We start from the raw sequence: 18,445 nt of genomic DNA on the forward strand, positions 1-18,445 counted from the left end.
CCACCACCAGGCCGGATGGGGTTGGAATCAGCTGAGTGCATGCGCTGCACTAAATGCAGGTTAGCTTTTTCCGGTCTGCTCTCCTGAATTGTCGTTCTCCCGGCCAGCAGCGGAATGTGTGCTCTGCAGCCACCACAGTTCGGAACGGACGTGATACAGAGCGCCCAGCCCCATCGGCGGCATGTTGCCGTACACCCCGTGATGAGCCCCCTCGGCGACAGGGAGCAATTCGTGCCAGACGCCGACCGCATCGCCAGAGCCGTAATGCCGCCACAGGCGCCGTTGCGCCGACCGGTGCGTGCCTGACAGATCTCGGGCGAACCGAAGAAGGCTGTCCTGCCGGTCCCAGTACTGCACCAGTGTCGCTTGCCGCAGGCCAGGCCCGATCAGCAAGCGATATGCAAGCAGTCCACTGTCCGCACTGGTGACCAACTCCCGCAGCATGCCCGGCAGCGTGAGCAGGAGCGGCAGCCAGTGCCCGACCCTACGCCACTTGTTGATCCTGATGCCCACCAGGAAAACCACGACCGGCTCCGCATTGTCGGCCACAACCTTTCCCGACCGAGGGGCTGACCGAGCAAGGTTGCGCGCCCACTCAGGCCGCAGCAGAAGTCGCAGAACATCTCTCAAAGCAGTGAACACCGAGCCGCACTCCCCGATCAACAGTACCTCCCATCACCGTACTGCCTGCCTGCTTCAACCGTCACAGCGCAAAACCTTCGATGCCGTGGACCCGACATTTGTTCTGGCACCCTTGCCTAAAGTCTGTTCCGTAACGCTCGGGCGTCCGGTTCGATGATCTTGCTGCGGAGCAGGTGATCGGCGCGGATCGGGCTGAATGTGCGCCGGTGTTCACCGGCCTGTCGGTGCGTCATTTCCGCAGGTGGTGCGGATCGACGACAACGTCGCCGGCCAGAAGAGGGCCGAGGGCGCCGGGCGCCATCGAGACGGCGCCGAAGACCGCTATGGCCTTGGTGCGGGCGAGCCGTGCTGATCTCCCTTCCGTCGTCCGTTCGACGCTGAGAAGGTCCGGGTCGTCGCAGCGCCGCCCGGCGACGCGGCCGAGGTGAGGAGCTGCGCGTCAGCGAGATGAACCAGACCTACAAGGTCCACCGTGCCGGCGCCGCTGCTCGCGGCGTCCTCGGCCTGAAGGGGAAAGCCGAGGCGGGCCGGCTGGCGTTCCGCAGGCCCGTCCTGGAGGGAAAGCGGCGGCCCAGGTGGGAGTGGGGGCCGCGGTGACGAGCTTGCCGTCGGAGTTACCGGGGCCCAAGTCCCTCGCGAGTCATTACGACACCACGACCTCTGACCAGGTAAAACTCATGCACCGCCTCGGTGGGCGCAGCCGAGAACGGTCTTGAGGTTCACCTGCGGCGCTCCGGAACCGGTGCCGTCGGATGGGCGTCGTATCGATCATGCTGAGAGCTGAGGACTTCATGGCGTCGGCCGACGTGGAAACCGACGTGGCGGCCAACGTGCTCGCCTATGTGGCCGAGCTGGAGCGGCGTGGTGTCGTCGTCTCCGATGTGGAACACGAGCCGGACGCCGACGGCGCGGAGGAGTGGTCCTTCCGCCTCAAGATCGCGAATCGGTGGCTGGTGCGCGTCATGATGCCGGTCTGGCCGCTGGGATGGATACAGCGACCCGAGGATTTTGAGGAGCAGCGGGCGAACATCGAGTGGCAGGGCGACTTTTACGTCGACGGCAGCCTGGACGGCCCGGACGACTTCGACGGTGAGTACCCGACCTGGGAGGAGGCCGTCGAAGCGGGCGTCCGCATCGCCCAAAGCGCTGAGCAGAAGGTCTGACCGGCCTGAACGGTCACCGTGAGTGGTGGCTGCCGTGGACCGGTGGGAGCGCCCCGGGCCCGATTCAGCGCCGGATCTGGAGGGCGGCGGGCGCGGCGGCGAAACTCGGCCGGACGGACCGGCTCGGCGCCTCGTCGGCGAAGAAGTCCTGAGCGGGATCGACCGCTACACCACGCTCCCTGGCCGTTTCGGCGGTGTCGTCCTGGCAGCCGGTCTGTTCTCCACAGGTGAAGGGCGCCCGTCGGGGTGCGAGCGATCTGCCATTGCGGGACGTGTTGCGTCAGCGCGCCCGCCAGGGTGGCGCAGCGCGGTGGCCAGGGTGCGCAGGTGGCGGTCCCAGGCCGGGCCGGTGCGGCCAGGTCCGTGCCGGCGCCGTTGGGGAGCCGGGATGTGCCGGTCCGGGAGCTGATGGGCTTTGTCCGACGTCGGAATCGCCATGCGACCTCAATGGGCCACCGGTCGCTCCTGGAGTGGTCGTTGGACGCCGGAGCAGGTCGAGCGGCTCAGCGAAGGACGCGGTAGCGGATGTGCGTGGCCTCCGGTGTGTCGATCACTCGGACGATCTCCAGCTCGACCTCCGACGGCAGGACGTCGAACAGCCGGCGGCCACGGCCCAGAAGCACCGGGATCAGGTGGATCTGCACCTCGTCCAGCACCTTGGCCTCCAGCGCCCGCTGCGCCGTGTACCCACCGCGCACCTGCACGTCCCGGTCCCCGGCGGCGGCCTTGGCCTGCGCCATCGCGCTCTCGATCCCGTCGGTCACGTACGTCACCATCGGATAGCCCCAGCGGGCGGCGGGCCCGGGCGGCCGGTGACTGGGCACGAAGATCGGCAGACCGCCGTGATCACCACCCCAGTGGTCCATGAGCTCGGCGGTGCGCCGTCCCGCGAGGACCGCGCCCGCCGCCTTCCATTCGTCGTTGAACCGCCCGACGGGCTCGGACGGGCCACCGGCGCCGGCGTCGGCCCACTTGTGCAGCCGCTCGCCGTCCTCGCCGCCGAGGAAATCGTCGGGGTCGGCGATGTAACCGTCGAGCGACATCGACATGTCGAGCACTGACACAGACATTTCAACCTCCAGGGGTGTCGATCCGAACCGGTAGGGCGAAGACGGCCGGTCGGTCCGTGCCGATCGGCCCGAACCGGAGAGGTCCGGGATGCTCGCCAGCCTGGCGATGGCAAGTGACAGAGTTGTGACACTCGGGTGAAACCCGCCACTGGTACAAGGAGGTGATGTTCCGCGTGCTGGCCGTCGACGTGCTCGGGCCGCTGCGCGTCTCAGTGGACGGGCGGCCGGTGGAGCTGCCGGCCGGGCGGTTGCGCGCGTTGCTGGCCGTGCTGGCGATGTCGGCGGGCCGCACCGTCCCGACGAGCAGGTTGGCGACCGCGGTCTGGGGCGCGGACACACCCGGAGACCCGGGGACCAATGTTCGGGCGAACGTGAAACGGCTGCGTCGAGCCCTGGGCTCCGCGGCCCCACTGGTCGTGGCCCGGCCGGGCGCGTACCAGCTCGACGTCGACCAGGACAGTGTCGACGCCCTCCGCTTCGGCCGCCTGCTGGACGAGGCAGCCGCGGCGCCCGACCTCGTGGTCGAGCAGTCCCGGCTGGGCGCCGCGCTGGCACTGTGGCGCGGCACGCCCTTCGACGGAATCGCGTCCGACTGGCTGGAGCAGTCCGTGGCGCCCGCGCTGCAGGAGCGGTACCTGACCGCCCTGGAGCGGCGGGTCGATCTGGGCCTCGCAAGCGGAGCACCGCCCGACCCAACCGAACTCACCGAGTCGGCCGAGCGGCATCCGCTGCGGGAATCCCTCTGGGCGCGGCTGCTGCGGGTGCTGGAAGCATCCGGCCGTCCCGCCCAAGCGCTGGAGCGGTACGAGTTGATCCGTCGGCGGCTGGCGGACGAGCTCGGCGCCGACCCCAGCTCTGAACTGCGGGAACTCCACGCCACCCTCCTCGCCGGCGGCGTCCCGCGTGGCGGAGGCGCGGTGCCCAGGCAGTTGCCCGCCGGCACCGATGGTTTCGCCGGACGGGTGGCGGAGCTGGCGGCTCTGGACTCGCTCCTGCGCCCGCCGGATCAGGCCGGGCCGGACGGGGCGGGGTCTCGGTCGCCGCTCATCGCGGTGATCACCGGCACGGCCGGCATAGGGAAGACCACGCTGGCCGTGCAGTGGGCGAACCGCATTGCCGACCGCTTTCCGGACGGTCAGCTCTGCATCGATCTGCGCGGATACGGCCCGTCAGGAGAGACGGTGTCCTCGGCGGCGGCCCTCCGCGAGTTCCTCGACGCCTTACAGGTTCCACCGCAGCGAATCCCGGAGGGTCCGGCCGCGCAGGCGGGACTGTACCGCAGCCTGCTGGCCGGGCGGCGGATGCTGATCCTGGTGGACAACGCCCGCGACGCCGACCAGGTCGCCCCGCTGCTGCCCGGGGCACCCGGCTGCCTGACCATCGTCACAAGCCGCGATCAGCTGGCCGGGCTGGTCATGACCTATGGCGCGCATCCGATCACCCTGGGGCTGCTGCCGCCGGGGGAGGCCAGGCGGTTGCTGGCTCTCCGGCTGGGCGCCGACCGGATCGCCGCCGAGGTCGAGGCGGCGGACGACATCGTCGATCGCTGCGCCGGGCTGCCGCTGGCGCTGGCGATCGTCGCCGCCCGCGCCGCCATCCATCCCAGGCACCCGCTCGCCGCCCTCGCCGACGAGCTCCGCGACGGCCTGAGTGCCCTGGAGAGCACCGCCGACATGCGAGCGGTCTTCTCCTGGTCCTACGAGGCGCTGAGTGACGCGGCGGCACGGCTGTTCCGGCTGGTCGCCGGGCTGCACCCCGTCCGGGACGGCACGACCGCGACCGCGGCGAGCCTGGCGGGCGCCCCGGCCTCGCGGGTACGGGCGCCGCTGGCCGAGCTGACTCGCGCCAACCTGCTCAGCGAGCACGTCCCGGGCCGCTATTCATGCCACGACCTGCTGCGCGCCTACGCATGCGAACTCAGCCAGGCCCACGACACGGACCGGGAGGCCGCGCGCCACCGCCTGGTGGATCACTACGTCCGCACCGCAAGCGCCGCCCAGCGGCTGGTCGGCGGAGATGTAGAGGACGACATCGGTGCCGACCTCGCCGCGCCCGGCACTCCGGGTGTCTGCGTGACCGACTTCTCGGGACGTGATGAGGCGATGGCCTGGTTCGAGGCAGAGCGTCCGGCCCTGCTCGCCGCGCTGAGTCTCGCCGAGGACCTTCGCCTCGACCGGCAGGTCTGCCGACTGGCCCGGGCGTTGTTCGTGTTCCTGCACGGACGGGGCCACTGGCACGACCGGGCGGAGACACAGCGAGCCGCCGTGGCCGCCGCCGGACGGCTGGGCGACCTGGTGGAACAGTCGCGCGCGTACCGCAACCTGGCCTTCGCACTGGCTGACCTCGGCCGCTTCGACGAAGCCCACCGCAGCCTCGACCTGGCCCTGGAACACTCACGTGACGACCTCGCCGGACAGGCGTGGACGCATTACCGCCGCGACATCGTGTACGCCCTTCAGGGCCGGGAGGCCGACGCGCTCGACGCCGCGCGACGCGCACACGAGCTGTTCGACGAGCTGGGCGATCAGGTCGGCCGGGCCATCGCGCTCACCGACCTCGGCTGGTACCACGGCCGCCTGGGAGACCACGGCCGAGCGCTTGAGTTGTGCGAGCAGGCGCTAGTCCTGCACCAGAAGTTCGGCAACCTCGCCTACGAGGCCCACGCGTGGTCGTGCCTGGCCGACGTCCACCTCCGGATGGGCGACCCCGCCCGGGCCATCCCCTGCTACCACCAGGCCAGGGACCTGTTCCGAAAGTTCGACGACCCGTACGCCGAGGCCAGCACCCTCGCCCACGTGGGCGCCTGCCACCACCTCGCCGGCGACCTCGAAGCCGCCCGCGAGCAGTGGCGCCACGCATACGCCCTCCTCGGCGACCTCGCCTCCACCACCGTCGACCAGATCCACACCCAGCTCACGATCATCGATACGTCCGCCGCCAACGCCTTCCGCCGACACCTGAAGCCCTCACCGGAGGTTGATCGACGCCGAGTCATTACAGGGAATTCTTGACACGCAGCCAACCCACGTCCCACACCCGCCTCCCAGTGTGCCCAGGTGGTGAGGCGCTGCGGGTACATGGCCGTTGCGACGTCGCAGGCGTGGTTGCCGAATAGCACCCACAGCGGCAGCTCCGGTGACTCCACAACGGACAGGAGTGCGGTCGCTGCCCGTTGGGAGATGGCGGCCGCCACCCGGAGCGGGGGCGTGGACCCCGCCGCCCGTGGCGGCGCCTTACCGAGGGGAGCCTGCGGCGGGTGTTTCCACGCGACAGGTTTCCACCCGGGCGAGTTTCCTGCCCGAGACGATGTCTTCATGCGCGCCTTCGTAGGTCAGGCCGAAGAACGTGCGCCCGTCGGCGCCGCCCAGATTGCAGGCTACGGCGCGCCTGCCGTCCAGCCGGATGACGTCGAGCACTTCGCCGCCCTCCCGTACCCGGACGAACTCGTCGGTCATGAAGGACGACACCCACACCGCGCCCGACGCGTCGAGGCAGATGCCGTCCGGCGTGCGCTCGCCGAGATCGGCCCACACGCGGCGCCCTGAGAGCGTGCCGTCGGCCGCGCGGGTGAACGCGGTCAGCCTGGTGCCGAAGGTCTCGGCGATGATCAGCGTGCCGCCGTCGGCGGTGATGACCGCGCCGTTGGGAAACTCCAGATCCTCGGCGACGACCTCGTACGGTCCGCCGGGCCTCACCATGAGGAGTTCGGCGGGCTTGAATTCGGCGCCGTTCACGATGTCGTAGCCGACGGTACCGACGTAGATGTTGCCGACGCTGTCGCACACCGTGTCGTTGAGGTCGTACGGCACCGCCCCGGACAGGTCGGCGTACTCCGAGAGAGTACGGTCGGCGCCCAGCAGCATCAGACGTCGATCGGCCATGGACACGATCACCACGCGGCCGTCCGGCAGAACGCTGATGCCCGAGGGGCGCCGCGGGAAGCTCGCTATCTCGGTCCGCTCGCCGGACTCGGACAGCGTGTAGACGGCATTCCCCCACTGATCCGACAGCCACAACCGACCTTCGTGCCAGCGCGGACCTTCAAGAAACACGAAATCGTCGGCGAGCGTTTCCAGTTTGTATCTCATGCCACTCCTTATCCACGAATGCGGCCGGTCTCGCCTGACCATTCCTTCTCGCGCAGCTCGTACTTCTGCACCTTGCCGGTGGAGGTCTTGGGCAGGTGGGGAACGATCTCGACCTCGCGAGGTGCCTTGTAGCGGGCGATGCGTGCCCGCACATGCTCGAGGACGTCGGCCGCGGCAGGTGCGCGGCCCGGCCGGGGGACGACGAACGCCTTGGGCCGCTCTCCCCAGCGCTCGTCCGGGACGCCGATCACGGCGACCTCCAGAACGTCGGGGTGCGAGGCGACGGCGTGCTCCACCTCCACGGTCGAGATGTTCTCGCCGCCGGAGATGATCACATCCTTGGCCCGGTCCCGAAGCTCGATGTAGCCGTCGGGATGCATGACGCCCAGGTCTCCGGAGTGGAACCAGCCACCGGCGAACGCGGCCGCCGTCGCCTCCGGATCCCGGTGGTACCCCCGCATGACGTTGTTGCCGCGCATGACGATCTCGCCCATGGTCCGCCCGTCCGCCGGCACGTCGACGAGGTGGCCGTCGCGCGGTTCGAACTCCACCACGCGGACCGGGTCGGCCTGCACCATCGCGACCCCCTGGCGGGCCTGCATCGTGGCCCGCTCCTCGGCGGACAGGTGCCGCCAGGCGTCCTGCCACACGCAGACGGTGTACGGGCCATAGGTCTCGGTGAGCCCGTAGACGTGCACGATGGAGAAGCCCATCGACTCCGCCTCGGAAAGCGTGGTGGGGCTCGGCGGCGCGCCCGCGACGGTGATGACCAGCGGCCGGTCGAGCCTGTGCGCACGCGGTGAGTTCAGGATCGTCGTCACCACCGTGGGCGCCCCGTTGAGGTGGGTGACCCCGTGCCGGTCGATGAGCTCCCACACCCTGTCGCCGCGCACCTCGCGCAGGCAGATCTGGGTCCCGCCCGCCGCGACCAGCGCCCAGGTGGTGCACCAGCCGTTGCAGTGGAACATCGGCAGCGTCCACAGGTAGACGCTGCCGGCGTCGTGCGTGGAGTGGAAGATCTCCCCGAACGAGTTGAGGTACGCGCCGCGGTGGGTGTACACGACGCCCTTGGGACGGCCGGTCGTGCCGGAGGTGTAGTTGATCGAAATGGGCGAGCGCTCGTCAGGGACCGTCCAGGCCAGCTCGCTCCGGTCCCGGGCCGCCCCGGCGAGCAGGTCGTCGAACGCGACCGCGCCCGGGATCGGGGCCGCCTGCCCGGGGCCGAGCGGGTCGACCGCGACGGCGATCGTGCCCACCGTCTCCAGCACCCCGGCGATCGGGGCGACCGTGGCCGCGTACTCGGAGTCGACGACGAGCACGGTGGCGCCGGAGTGGTCGAGGATGTAGCGGACCTCGTCGGGCGCGAGCCGGGTGTTGATCGCGACCAGCACCGCCCCGGCCAGGGGCACGGCGAAGTGCGCGGCCAGCATCTCCGGCACGTTGGGCATCAGGTAGGCGACCCGGTCCCCCGGGCGCACCCCGGCGGCGCGCAGCATGCGGGCCCGCAGCTCGACCAGCGCGGCGAACTCCCGAAAGGTCCACGTGCTCTCGCCGTGCACGACGGCCGCACGGTCGGCGTGGACGTCCGCCGATCGCCGCAGAAACGACAAAGGCGTCAGTTCCGTGATCCAGGTGTCCATGCGCGTGTTTCCCATCAGCTCGCGGCGATTCTCAGGACGACTTTGCCCACGGGTCCCTGCGCCGCCCTGTCCTGCGCGTCGGCCACCTGCCGCAGCGGATAGGGGATCACCGGCAGAGCCGACAGGGCACCGGACGCGAGGGCTTCGGACGTCCACCGGACCGCCCCGCCCAGTTGTTCGGGGCTCAGCCCATAGAGGAGCACGAAGTCGAGCGTGATGTTCGCCTGCATCAGCCACCCGACGGGCAGGGTCAGCTCCCCCGCCGCCGCGTAGGTCGCGATGGTGCCGCCGGTGCCGAGAACGGCCAGGTTCAGCTCAAGGTTCGCGGCGAACGCCACCTCGACCACGCGGTCGACGTGACCCGCGAAGTCACGGACGCGCTTGACCACGTCGTCGTCGGTGTAGCGGACGACCAGGTCGGCGCCCGCGGCCTCCGCCAGGGCGCGCTTCTCGTCCGAGCTCACGGTGGCCACCACCCGCGCACCGGCATGCTTGGCCAGCTCGATCGCGTAGTGGCCCACCGCGCCCGCTCCCCCGGCGACCAGGACGGTCCGCCCCTTCAGATCCGCCGGCTCTCCGCCCAGGCAGTGCGCCGCGGTGAGGGCGGGGACTCCGAGGCAGGCGCCCAGGTCGTCGCAGGCGTCGTCGGGCAGCGGTACCGCCCGCCCGGCGGGGACGACCGCATACTCGGCCGCGGTCCCGTAACGGTTGCCGAACGCCGCGAGATAGAGCCAGACCCGCTGCCCGACCGCGAGGCCGGCGACGCCGTCCCCCACGGCGTCCACGACACCGGCGCCGTCATGGTGCGGGACCTGGAATCCGTCCGGCAGCCGGTCGGTGAGCCCGGCGCGGGTCTTCCAGTCGGTGGGGTTGATACCCGACGTGGTGATCCGGACCCGGACCTCGTCCGGTCCCGGTTTCGGCAGGTCCAGGTCCACGACCTCCAGCACCTCGGCGGCGGGGCCGGGGCGGCGGTAGAGTGCCGCCTTCACGCGCCCACCACCCGCGGGCCCGTCACGAGGGGCGGGACCTCACGAATTCGTGGTAGTGCCGGATCGCGCTGTCCAGGTCGAAGCGTGGACGCCATCCAAACTCCTCTTCCATCCGAGCGCCGTCCAGCGCCATGTAGTAGGGGTCCGGCATGTTCATGGGGTCGGTTCCGGGGCCCACATCGAGCACCGCGCCGGGAATGACCCTCCGGATCGCGGCCGCGAAATCGTTGATCGAGACCGTGCACCCGTGGGCGACGTTGTACGCCCGATGACGAAGCGGCGCCGGGGCCGACGCGACGCGCACGATGGCGTCGGCCACGTCGACGACGTAGATGATGTCGTCCCGCTCGTCCCCGCCGTGCTCCAGCGTGAAGGCACGGCCGGACGTGGGCAGCTCGATCATCGAGCTGTAGGTGTTGATCGATCCGGCGTGGCGTTGCAGCCTCCCGGGCCCGAAGACCGTGGCGAAGCGCAGGCTGACGCACTCGATGTCGGCGTTCCGCCCGTACCATGCCAGGACGTTCTCGGCGGCGGCCTTCGTGATGCCGTACATTCCGGTCGGACGCAGGTCATCGTCCTCCCGGACCGGCGTGTAGGCGGGGAATCCCCGCTCGCCGATGGCGGGCGCGTAGACCGCTTTCGAACTGGTGTAGACGACACGCCTGACGCCCGCGGCGACCGCCGCCGCGCAGACCTTGGCGGTTCCACCGACGTTCACCGAGATCGCCTTGTCGGGATCTCTTTCACAATCGACGCAGGCGGCGAGGTGGATGACGCATTCCGCCCGAAGCCGCGACACGGCGTCGGTGAGATGTCCGGCGTCGCAGATGTCGCCGATGACGACCTCGACCTTCGCCGCCACGTCCTCGATGAGCGAGGTGTCGTCACGGTTCTCGAAGACGGCCACCTCGTGGCCTCGCGCGAGGAGGGCTCGGACCACCCACGCGCCGTTCACCCCCAACCCGCCCGTCACCATCACGCGCATGCCGGCTCCCTACTGTTCGGTGTTCTCCGCCGCGAGGCGGCGAAACGAAGGGATCATGGGCGCGTAGGCGGACATCCCGCCGTCGACGACGAGCACCTGGCCGTTGATGAACGCCGACTCCGGCGAGGCCAGGAACAGCGCGGCCAGCGCGACGTCGTCCGGCCGGCCGAGCCGCGGAGCGGTCACGTGGTCCAGCATCACCTCGGTCTGCACCGCGGAATACAGCTTCTCCGTCCCGGGCGAGACGATGTAGCCGGGGGCGATGACGTTGCATCGGACGCCCTGCTTCCCGTACTCGACGGCCAGGGTCTTGGACAGGCCGATCACACCGGCCTTTGCCGTGGCGTAGGCCGGACGGGTTTCCAGGGAGAGCCACGCGGCGAGCGAGGAGGCGTTGGTGATGCTGCCGCCGCCCGCTCGGATCATGTGCGGCAGGCAATGCTTCGAGGTGAGGACGCAGCCCAGGAGATCCACGCTGAGCTGCTTCACCCACACCGACGGGTCGGCGTCGGCGACGAACACGTCCTCGGCGACCAGGCTCCGGTCCGAAGCGTAGTTCTGCAGCACGTCCAGACCGCCGAAGCTCTCCACGGCGAACGCGACGAGGTCGGCCACCTGCGCCTCGTCCGAGACATCCGCGGCGAACGGCTCGGCGACATGGCCGTCGTCGCGAATGCGGTCCGCCGTCGTCGACGCGCTCGACTTGTCCTTGTCGGCGACGACGACCTTCGCGCCCTCGCGGGCGAACAGCTCCGCCGTCGCCGCTCCGATTCCCGAGCCCGCGCCCGTGATCAGTGCGGACTTCCCGGTCAATCGTCCCGCTGTCGATCCCATGCTCACTCCCTCAGACCAAGCCCTTTTCCAGGCGACCCAGCTCACCCACCCGCGACCGTCTTCGGTCCACGGCCACGAGCACGACGACCAGCGTGATGGCGGCGGCGGCCATCAGGTACCAGGCGGGCGACAGGTCGCTCCCCGAGACCTCGATCAGCAGGGTCGCGACGAAGGGCGCGGTGCCGGCGAAGATCGCGGAGCCGAATCCGTAGCCGATGCCGAATCCGGAGACCCGGACCTGCGCGGGAAACAGGTCGGCGAACAGGGACGGGATGGCGCCACCGAACGCGGCGACGGGGACCCAGAGAATGAGCTGCCCCAGGATCACCGAGGCGAATCCGTTGATCCCGATGATCAGCAGGGAGGGGATGGGGACGGCCACCGCCATGACGCAGGCGAAGAGGAGGATCGGCTTCCTGCCGTACCGGTCCGAGAGATACCCGAACACGAGCACGAGGAAGACCCCGACGGTCGAGGCGATGAGCACGGTGGTCAGCGCCTGCACGGCGGGCATGCCGACCACCGTCCGTATGTAGCTGAGCACGAACGCCTGGAGGGTGGACGACGCGATGTTGAAGCCCGCGCAGATCCCGATCACCGTGAGAAATGCTCGCCAATGCTGCGTGAACAGCGTGCGCAGCGGGCTCTTCGCTCGGGCGCTTCCGGCCTTGAGCCGCTCGAATTCCGGTGACTCCGCGATGCGGTACCGCAGGTAGACCCCGACGGCGAGCAGGGGGAACCCCAGCAGGAACGGAATTCGCCAGCCCCAACTGTTGAGCTGGTCCGTGGACACCAGTCCCGTCAGGACCAGCACCACGAGGACGCCGATGACGCTCCCCACGGTGGACGAGAAGAAGGCGAAGGAACCGTAGAGTCCGCGCCGGCGCCGGGGGGCGTGCTCGACGAGGAAGGTGGCCGAGGTACCGAACTCGCCGCCCACGGAGACCCCTTGGAGCAGCCGGGCGACGCACAGGAGTGCCGGCGCCAGGACCCCCGCCTGGGGATAGGTCGGCATGACGCCGATGAGCACCGTGGTCACGCCCATGATCAGCATCGCGACCGCGAGGGGGGTCTTGCGCCCCCGCCGGTCCGCGAGCCGCCCGAAGACGATGGCGCCCACCGGCCGCATCACGAAGCCGGCCCCGAAGACGGCGAACGTCGACAGGATCGCGGCCAGCGGGTCGTCGGAGGGGAAGAAGAGCTTGGAGATGACCGGGGTCAACGACGCGAACACCGCGAAGTCATAGAATTCGAGGGCGTTGCCGGAACCTGCGGCGAGCACGGTCCGGCGCGTGACCGAGGCGGCGCGAGGGCCTTCCTCTTGCGACGGCGGCCTGCTTTCCGAGTCCAGCGGGGAAGGGTGGGACATCACAGCCCTCCGATCGATGGGTGATGCCAGAAATCTGCCTTGCTTGGTTCAGACCGCGACGCGGTCCGTCACGCGGTCGAGGGCGGGGACGACGTCTTCGGCGAAACGCCTGATCCCGCGGACCGTCTCCTCGTGTCCCAGGTGACCGGCCTGGCCCATGACCAGCAAGTGCCCGAATCCGCCCACGTGGTTGTAGAAGCGTTCGATTTGCGCGGTAACACTCTTCGCGCTCCCGGCGAAGAGGAGTCCCCGATCGATGAGATCCTGTACCGACATCGACGTCAGATCGGGTATCGGGGACGCCGCCGGGGCACCGGACGCGGGATTCCGCTGAGCGCGCAGCCCGGCGGCGCGGACCGGGTACGGCATATAGCCCGGCGGGTAGGTGAACTGGTTGGGCACCTTGTTGCTGTTCAGGTACCACAGCAGCTTGCGAGCCCCTTCGATCCCCTCTTCATCCGTTTTCCCGGTGTAGACCAAGGCGGCGTAGCCGAACCTCTCGTCACCGGGTCGCCGTTCGTCCGTCTGCGCACAGTGGTCGCGATACGCCTGGAACAGCTTTCGCGTCCCCTCGAATCCCGACAGGAACGTTCCGACCCGATAGCCGTGGTCGGCGATCCTGGGGATACTGGCGGGGTTGACGGCGGTGACCCACACCGGCGGGCTGGGTTGCTGATACGGCCGCGGCCAGATGTTCACCTGGCGATGATGAAAGAACTCACCCTCCCAGTTGAACGGGCCATCGTGGGTCGACCAGGCTCGTGTGATGAGTTCGATGGCCTCCCACATGCGCTCGGACATGCGCACCGGTTTGGAGTTGGTCGCGGAGACCTCGTACTGCACCCCGCGGACGAATCCGACTTCGAGGCGGCCGTGGCTGAGCAGATCCACCAGGGCCATCTCCTCGGCGATCCGCACGGGATCGGGACGGTTCGCGACGGGATTACCGAGAATCAGGATGCGCGCCTTCTCGGTGACCCGCGCGAGCACTCCGGCGACCACCGGCGCGGCCGGGTTCATGCAGGTCGCGGTGGAGTGGTGTTCGTTGACCATCACGTTCAGCCCGCATTCGTCCGCGACCTGCCATTCGCGGATGTAGCGGTCCCAGAGGCCGGCCGCCCGCTCGGGATCGATGACGCCGTTCGGCAAGGTGACGCGTACCGAGTCGTAGGTCTCCGGGGCCGGCAGATCCGGGTAGGCGCACTCGCTGAAGTGCCAGAACTCCATTGGGACCGCTCTTCCTTGTCGTGTAGGGATGGTCAGACGGCGAAATCGGCGATCAGCTTGGCGACCACCTCGGGGCATTCGACCTGGGCGCGGTGCCCGGCCTGGTCGAGTTGCTCGAATCGTGCGCCGGGGATCCTTTCGGCGAGGCCGCGCCCGTATTCGGGTGCGACGATGCCGTCCCGGCCGCCCCAGATGACCAATGTCGGCACGGCGATGCGCCCCAGCACGTGAGCCAGCCGAGGGTCGTGCAGGTAGGGCTCCCACCCGTACGTCGCCAGAGCCTCCTCATTGCGGGCCATTTCCAGAACGTCCTCCTCCCGTGCACGCCCGAGGTCACCCAATCCGAAGCCCGCGTCCGCGTAGAGGAGCCCGTCCAGTTCCGCATGGGGCGTCGCGAAAAGGTCGGCGATCTCCCGATCGAGCGGGCCACCGAGCTTGACGCCGACCGAGTCGACCAGCACGAGCCGGGAAATCCGCGCGCCGCCGCGCACCGCCATTTCCATGGCGACCCAGCCTCCGAATTGGAGCCCGACGAGCGTGACCCCGACCTTCCCGGACCGGTCGAGCCAGTCGAGATAGATGTCGGCGAGGTCGGCGACCGACGAGCACCAGTCCGGCCGGGGCGAACGGCCGAAACCCGGGTGACTCGGGATCACGGCGGAGAAGTCCGTCGCCAGGGCCTCCACGAACGCCGCGTCCTCCTGGGCCCGCTCGGCTCCGGGAAGGACCAGGATGTCGCGGCCTCCGTTCCCGTCGAAGCGGGCGTCGAGGTGGACACCGTGTCCGAACTCGACGCCGCTGTCGGCGTCCACAAGGTCGAGCATCTGCACAATGGCCTCCAACAGGGCCTCCAGGGACCCGCGAGTTGCCGCTTCGGGAATCGGGGCCGCGAGGCCGCCCCGTCGCATCCAGTGCCAAGAGTCTGGCTCTTCACGACGGCGATGACTGTGACCTGGGTCCTGCGACTTGTGGTCAGCCGGCCGGCCCGCCGGCCAGGTAGAGGATCTGGCCGGAAACGAAGCCCGCGCCCTCGCTGACCAGGAACGACACGGCGTGGGCGACGTCCTGCGGCCGTCCCACCCGGGCGACGGGGATCTGCGCGGCCGCGCTGGCGATGAAGTCCTCGAAGGAGAGGCCGACCCGTTGCGCGGTGGCCGCGGTCATGTCGGTCTGGATGAAGCCCGGCGCGACCGCGTTCACGGTGACGCCGAACCTGCCCAGCTCGATGGCCAGCGTCTTGGTGAAGCCCTGCAGGCCGGCCTTGGCCGCCGAATAGTTCGCCTGGCCGCGGTTGCCCAACGCGGACGTGCTGGACAGATTCACGATCCGGCCGAATCGGTTCCTGGTCATGTAGCCCTGTGCGGCCCGGCTCATGGGGAAGGATCCGCGCAGGTGGACGCCCAGCACCGCGTCCCAGTCCGGCGTGCTCAGCTTGAACAGCAGGTTGTCGCGGATGATGCCGGCGTTGTTGACCAGGATCGTGGGCTCTCCGAGCCCGGTGACGACGGCCTCGAACGCCGCGGCCACCGAGTCCTCGTCGCTCACGTCGGCGCCGACCGCCAGCGCCTTGCCGCCACGGGCGGCGATGGCGTCGACCGTGCCCGCGCAGTCCCGCGCGTCCAGGTCCACCACGGCGACGCGATGGCCGTCGTCGGCCAGGCGGATCGCCGTGGCCGCGCCGATGCCGCGGGCGGCGCCGGTGATGACCGCTATGCGTGACTGGTCCATCAGTGCTCCTACTCGTCGTTGACTGCGTCCTCACCATGGGCCGCCGCCCCCAGAATCAAGCCGCCATCGACGACCACCAGGTTTCCTGGGTGCTCGGTCGTTTCGCCGCCGCTCCTGGCCGTCCAACCCGGCCAGCGTGCCGCGGAAGAACGTCAGGGGCTGCCGATCGGGGACCGCGGCCAGGTCGAGGACCCGGGCGACGACGAGCCAGTGATCCCCTGCCTCCTGGACGGACACCAGCTCGCATTCCAGCCACCCGAGCACGCCGGACAGCATGGGCGCGCCGCTGAGCCGTCCGGCGGCCCACGGCACGCCCCCGAACTTGTCGCCACCGCTCACCGCGAAACGGCGACCCTCGGCGATCTGGTCGTCCGCCAGGAGGTTCACCGCGAACCGGCCGCTCGCCGCGATCTTCGGCCACGAGGTCGAGGACCTGCCGGCGCACAGGAGGATGAGCGGGGGATCCATCGAGAGCGCGCCGAAGGACTGGCACGTGAACCCGACCGGCCCATCGGCGTGCATCGCGGTCACGACCGTCACTCCGGTGACGAAATGGCCGAGCACGTGACGGTAGAGCTCGCTCGATACGACGGGGGGCGACGGGCTGTCAGTCGTCATGGCCCAGCCTCCAGTCGGGTGGGCTCGCCTCGGCTCGGACCGTCGGCGCGGAACCACCGTCCCGGTGTCCGAGCCGACCCGTATGAAGATCCGCGACGGCCGCCGAGGCGGCTTCGGGACCGGCCCTCATCTGCACAACTCCTCCAATGGGCCTTGACGATTGCTGCTCCCGGGGGGCGGGGCCGCGGTCCGGCCCCGTCGCATCCGGTGCCAGGAGTCTGGCTCCCCCGCGGCTCCGAAGGCTGTGACCTGAATCCGGCGACTCGCGGCCGCCGGCGCTCGCGATGACGTCCCGGCTCGTCGGCGGGCATACCCGGACCTGGGTCACAGACGGAATCTCGCCTGGTAGGAAGGATGACGCAGGTCACATCCGCTGGCCTGGCAGGAGGTTCGACGTGGACGCAACGGTTGACACGACCGACGGTGTTCGGCTTCACGTCACCGAGGCCGGGGACGGGGCTCCGGTGCTTTTCCTCCACGAGTACGCCGGGGACCACCGAAGCTGGTCACGGCAGATCGCCGACCTCAAGGACGACCACCGGTGCATCGCCTACGCGGCGCGCGGCTACCCGCCCTCCGACGTGCCGACGGATCCTTCGGCCTACTCGTGGCAGCGCGCCGTCGACGACGCGATCGCCGTGCTCGACACGCTGGAGGTCGACCGCGCCCACGTCGTCGGGCTCTCGATGGGCGGCTACACGGCCGTCCAACTGGGCCTGCGCCGCCCGGACCGGGTGCGGTCGATCATGGCCGTCAGCGTCGGATCCGGTTCCGACCCCGCGGCGCGGCCCGCCTATCTGGAGGAGATCGCGCTCGTGGCGGAGCGGCTCCGATCCCGCGGAACGGCCTTCGTCGGACGCGGGATGGGTGAGGGGCCCAGCAGGGTACAGCTCAAGTTCCACAACGAGCCGGCGTGGCATGAGATGGTCGAGCAGTTCTGCGAGCATTCCGCGGAAGGACTGGCGCTCACCATCCTTCAGATTCAGGGACGCCGCCCATCCCTGCACGACCTGGTCGATGATCTGGGCAGGCTCGCCATCCCCCTTCTCGTCGTCAACGGCGACGAGGACGAGGCATGCCTGTCCACGGGAATGATGCTCAAACGAACGGCTCCCTCGTGCGGACTGCAGGTACTCCCCAACAGCGGGCATGTCCCGAACCTGGAGGACCACCGGCAGTTCAACGACATCGTGCGCCGGTTCATCCGGCGCGTTGAAGCGAACGCGTGGCCCGAACGGGACCCGAGGTCGAGGCTCACCTCGCAGTTCGGTCTCGATCGGCCCGAGCCGGTGGCCCGGTAGCGGCCCGAGGCGAGGGCACGCGGCTTGGGAGGAGGCGAGCCCTGGAATGAACCGCAACAGCTCCGGTATCTCCGCGGCCGCGCTGGAAGCGTGGTCGAAGAGTTTCCTTTCCGGGCAGGATTCGGAGATCCGCGACGCGCTCCTCGCGGACAGCCGGGTCCTGTCATATCCCGCGGGCGCTCTCATCTGCCGGGGAGAGGAGGGAGACTACCGCGTGGCCTTGGTCCACCGCGGACGGATCCGGGCGAAGGTGACGTCCGTGGACGGGCGCGAGGTCACCACCCGGTACGCGACGGCCGGTCATTTCACCGCGCTGCCGGCGATGCTCACCAACGGTGCGCCGTCCTCGCTGGAAGCGGTGACCTTCTGCGAGGTCTCGCAGTTGAATCCGAACACTTTCCGGCGCCTCATGAGGACCAGGGCCGACCTGTGCTACCAGGTCGCCGTTTACCTGGCCGAATCCACCTACGAAACCGTGGCCTACCTTGAGGACAATCTCTTCGGGTCCGTTCAGCAGAGGTTGAGCAGGCACCTGCTGGAGATGGCCACGCCCACGGTCAACGGACTCCTTGTCCAGACGGACCAAACGGACCTGGCCCACGCGATCGGCTCGGTGCGTGAAGTGGTCGCCCGAGCCCTGAAAAAGCTGAGTGACGTCGGCGCCATCCGCCGCTACCGGCGGCAGATATGGATCGAAGACCAGCGGCTACTGCAATCTTTCGCATCGAAGGATCTGCGGAGCCGCTAGGCGGGCGTGACTCGTGCAGCAGGGTCTGAGAAGAGGAACA

17 protein-coding genes are annotated in these 18,445 nt (G+C 69.5%); 5 read left to right on the top strand and 12 right to left on the bottom strand.

Annotation, left to right across the window (positions count from 1 at the left end; all coding sequences use genetic code 11):
• Positions 1–60 precede the first annotated feature (60 nt).
• Positions 61–549: a monooxygenase family protein gene (locus tag K8Z49_RS24030; RefSeq protein ID WP_412515264.1), complete on the bottom strand. Its 489-nt coding sequence runs from the start codon at positions 547–549 to the stop codon at positions 61–63.
• 540 nt (positions 550–1,089) lie between these two features.
• On the opposite strand from K8Z49_RS24030, the gene K8Z49_RS24035 reads away from it, so the two are divergent.
• A complete protein-coding gene (locus tag K8Z49_RS24035) occupies positions 1,090–1,239 on the top strand; it encodes a hypothetical protein (RefSeq protein WP_412515265.1) in 150 nt (49 codons plus the stop codon).
• Between the two features lie 155 nt (positions 1,240–1,394).
• Positions 1,395–1,805: a hypothetical protein gene (locus K8Z49_RS24040; RefSeq protein ID WP_412515266.1), complete on the top strand. Its 411-nt coding sequence runs from the start codon at positions 1,395–1,397 to the stop codon at positions 1,803–1,805.
• A 503-nt stretch (positions 1,806–2,308) separates the two neighbouring features.
• Here K8Z49_RS24040 and K8Z49_RS24045 read toward each other — a convergent pair.
• Entirely contained in the window at positions 2,309–2,875 is a 567-nt protein-coding gene (locus tag K8Z49_RS24045) for a dihydrofolate reductase family protein (protein ID WP_024934550.1), read from the bottom strand.
• 164 nt (positions 2,876–3,039) lie between these two features.
• Here K8Z49_RS24045 and K8Z49_RS24050 point away from each other — a divergent pair, with 164 nt between their 5' ends.
• A complete protein-coding gene (locus K8Z49_RS24050; protein WP_412515267.1) occupies positions 3,040–5,886 on the top strand; it encodes a BTAD domain-containing putative transcriptional regulator in 2,847 nt (948 codons plus the stop codon).
• A 222-nt stretch (positions 5,887–6,108) separates the two neighbouring features.
• Here K8Z49_RS24050 and K8Z49_RS24055 read toward each other — a convergent pair whose 3' ends face one another.
• The 10 genes from K8Z49_RS24055 to K8Z49_RS24100 form a co-directional block, all read right to left on the bottom strand.
• The gene (locus K8Z49_RS24055) at positions 6,109–6,963 is read right to left on the bottom strand and encodes an SMP-30/gluconolactonase/LRE family protein (RefSeq protein WP_412515268.1); all 855 of its coding nucleotides are present in this window, start codon (positions 6,961–6,963) and stop codon (positions 6,109–6,111) included.
• A gap of 8 nt (positions 6,964–6,971) precedes the next feature.
• A complete protein-coding gene (locus K8Z49_RS24060; protein ID WP_412515269.1) occupies positions 6,972–8,603 on the bottom strand; it encodes a long-chain-fatty-acid--CoA ligase in 1,632 nt (543 codons plus the stop codon).
• A gap of 14 nt (positions 8,604–8,617) precedes the next feature.
• Positions 8,618–9,595: an NADPH:quinone reductase gene (locus tag K8Z49_RS24065; RefSeq protein ID WP_412515270.1), complete on the bottom strand. Its 978-nt coding sequence runs from the start codon at positions 9,593–9,595 to the stop codon at positions 8,618–8,620.
• 22 nt (positions 9,596–9,617) lie between these two features.
• Positions 9,618–10,580 carry an NAD-dependent epimerase/dehydratase family protein gene (locus K8Z49_RS24070; RefSeq protein WP_021591385.1) on the bottom strand — a complete coding sequence of 321 codons (963 nt, stop codon included), beginning with the start codon at positions 10,578–10,580 and terminating at the stop codon, positions 9,618–9,620.
• Positions 10,581–10,589: 9 nt separating this feature from the next.
• A complete protein-coding gene (locus K8Z49_RS24075; protein ID WP_412515271.1) occupies positions 10,590–11,414 on the bottom strand; it encodes an SDR family NAD(P)-dependent oxidoreductase in 825 nt (274 codons plus the stop codon).
• 10 nt (positions 11,415–11,424) lie between these two features.
• Positions 11,425–12,783 (bottom strand): MFS transporter, encoded by a 1,359-nt coding sequence (locus tag K8Z49_RS24080; protein WP_081842355.1) that lies wholly within the window; start codon positions 12,781–12,783, stop codon positions 11,425–11,427.
• 48 nt (positions 12,784–12,831) lie between these two features.
• Positions 12,832–14,010: an LLM class flavin-dependent oxidoreductase gene (locus K8Z49_RS24085; protein ID WP_412515272.1), complete on the bottom strand. Its 1,179-nt coding sequence runs from the start codon at positions 14,008–14,010 to the stop codon at positions 12,832–12,834.
• A 32-nt stretch (positions 14,011–14,042) separates the two neighbouring features.
• On the bottom strand, positions 14,043–14,852 hold the full coding sequence (locus K8Z49_RS24090) for an alpha/beta fold hydrolase (RefSeq protein WP_412515273.1): 810 nt from the start codon (positions 14,850–14,852) through the stop codon (positions 14,043–14,045).
• 130 nt (positions 14,853–14,982) lie between these two features.
• Entirely contained in the window at positions 14,983–15,738 is a 756-nt protein-coding gene (fabG, locus tag K8Z49_RS24095; protein ID WP_412515274.1) for a 3-oxoacyl-ACP reductase FabG, read from the bottom strand.
• A gap of 30 nt (positions 15,739–15,768) precedes the next feature.
• Positions 15,769–16,356: a flavin reductase family protein gene (locus K8Z49_RS24100; protein ID WP_021591391.1), complete on the bottom strand. Its 588-nt coding sequence runs from the start codon at positions 16,354–16,356 to the stop codon at positions 15,769–15,771.
• Between the two features lie 395 nt (positions 16,357–16,751).
• On the opposite strand from K8Z49_RS24100, the gene K8Z49_RS24105 reads away from it, so the two are divergent.
• Together K8Z49_RS24105 and K8Z49_RS24110 are read left to right on the top strand one after the other, a co-directional pair.
• A complete protein-coding gene (locus K8Z49_RS24105) occupies positions 16,752–17,657 on the top strand; it encodes an alpha/beta fold hydrolase (RefSeq protein ID WP_412515275.1) in 906 nt (301 codons plus the stop codon).
• Positions 17,658–17,703: 46 nt separating this feature from the next.
• Positions 17,704–18,405, top strand: coding sequence for a Crp/Fnr family transcriptional regulator (locus tag K8Z49_RS24110; RefSeq protein ID WP_412515276.1), 702 nt, complete (start codon positions 17,704–17,706; stop codon positions 18,403–18,405).
• The last annotated feature ends 40 nt before the right edge of the window (positions 18,406–18,445 follow it).

Origin of the sequence: Actinomadura madurae, from assembly GCF_047130825.1 — a bacterium.
GTDB lineage: Bacteria > Actinomycetota > Actinomycetes > Streptosporangiales > Streptosporangiaceae > Spirillospora > Spirillospora madurae.

Coding starts and splice junctions, on each gene's coding strand:
- K8Z49_RS24100 (WP_021591391.1), bottom strand. CDS start 16,356: ATGACGACTGACAGCCCGTCGCCCCCCGTCGTATCGAGCGAGCTCTAC.
- K8Z49_RS24035 (WP_412515265.1), top strand. CDS start 1,090: ATGAACCAGACCTACAAGGTCCACCGTGCCGGCGCCGCTGCTCGCGGC.
- fabG (WP_412515274.1), bottom strand. CDS start 15,738: ATGGACCAGTCACGCATAGCGGTCATCACCGGCGCCGCCCGCGGCATC.
- K8Z49_RS24040 (WP_412515266.1), top strand. CDS start 1,395: ATGGGCGTCGTATCGATCATGCTGAGAGCTGAGGACTTCATGGCGTCG.
- K8Z49_RS24045 (WP_024934550.1), bottom strand. CDS start 2,875: ATGTCTGTGTCAGTGCTCGACATGTCGATGTCGCTCGACGGTTACATC.
- K8Z49_RS24075 (WP_412515271.1), bottom strand. CDS start 11,414: ATGGGATCGACAGCGGGACGATTGACCGGGAAGTCCGCACTGATCACG.
- K8Z49_RS24060 (WP_412515269.1), bottom strand. CDS start 8,603: ATGGACACCTGGATCACGGAACTGACGCCTTTGTCGTTTCTGCGGCGA.
- K8Z49_RS24050 (WP_412515267.1), top strand. CDS start 3,040: ATGTTCCGCGTGCTGGCCGTCGACGTGCTCGGGCCGCTGCGCGTCTCA.
- K8Z49_RS24070 (WP_021591385.1), bottom strand. CDS start 10,580: ATGCGCGTGATGGTGACGGGCGGGTTGGGGGTGAACGGCGCGTGGGTG.
- K8Z49_RS24055 (WP_412515268.1), bottom strand. CDS start 6,963: ATGAGATACAAACTGGAAACGCTCGCCGACGATTTCGTGTTTCTTGAA.
- K8Z49_RS24085 (WP_412515272.1), bottom strand. CDS start 14,010: ATGGAGTTCTGGCACTTCAGCGAGTGCGCCTACCCGGATCTGCCGGCC.
- K8Z49_RS24080 (WP_081842355.1), bottom strand. CDS start 12,783: ATGTCCCACCCTTCCCCGCTGGACTCGGAAAGCAGGCCGCCGTCGCAA.
- K8Z49_RS24110 (WP_412515276.1), top strand. CDS start 17,704: ATGAACCGCAACAGCTCCGGTATCTCCGCGGCCGCGCTGGAAGCGTGG.